This window comes from Pontibacter pamirensis, from assembly GCF_010015475.1.
In the GTDB taxonomy this organism is placed as follows: Bacteria; Bacteroidota; Bacteroidia; order Cytophagales; family Hymenobacteraceae; genus Pontibacter; species Pontibacter pamirensis.
The window spans coordinates 1-622 of the sequence record NZ_SSNI01000122.1; the positions used below are offsets into that span (position 1 = coordinate 1).

General features: G+C 64.5%; 1 protein-coding gene. It reads left to right on the forward strand.

Features of this window, described 5'->3' with window-relative positions; all coding sequences use genetic code 11:
• Positions 1-78 precede the first annotated feature (78 nt).
• A partial coding sequence (locus E1919_RS27220) for a DUF4082 domain-containing protein (RefSeq protein ID WP_237144900.1) occupies positions 79-622 on the forward strand: 544 nt, incomplete at its 3' end.

Genomic DNA, 622 nt, shown 5'->3' on the forward strand with positions numbered 1-622 from the left:
TGCCCCTGTTCGGTTTTCCAGGCCTCCAGTGCCCCCTCTGGCGCGCTCCAGAACGACGGGCAGGCGCTGCAGCTGGGGATGAAGTTCCGCTCCTCGTCGTCGGGCTCTGTAACAGGCGTGCGCTTCTACAAGCAGAGCGGCAACACGGGCACCCACGTCGGGCAGCTCCACAGCAGCACCGGCGCCCTGCTGGCGCAGGCCACCTTTGTGAACGAGACTGCCTCCGGCTGGCAGCAGGTGCTTTTTTCTTCTCCTGTTGCCGTGTCCGCCAACACCACCTACGTCGTCTCCTACCACAGCAGCGCCGGCTACTACTCGACCACCTACAACGGCCTTGCCACCGCCATCACCAACGGGCCGCTGACGGGTCTGGCCAACGGGGCGGACGGGAGCAACGGGGTTTACCGCTACACCGGCACCCCTGCCTTCCCGACCAGTGCCTACCAGGCGAGCAACTACTGGGTGGACGTGGTGTACAGCAACAGCACGACAACAAACCAATCTCCGTCGGTTGCCATCACCTCCCCGGCCAACAACGCCACCTACACGGCGCCGGCCACCATCGACATCGCGGCCAACGCCTCCGATGGAGACGGCACGGTTTCTAAGGTGGAGTTCTACA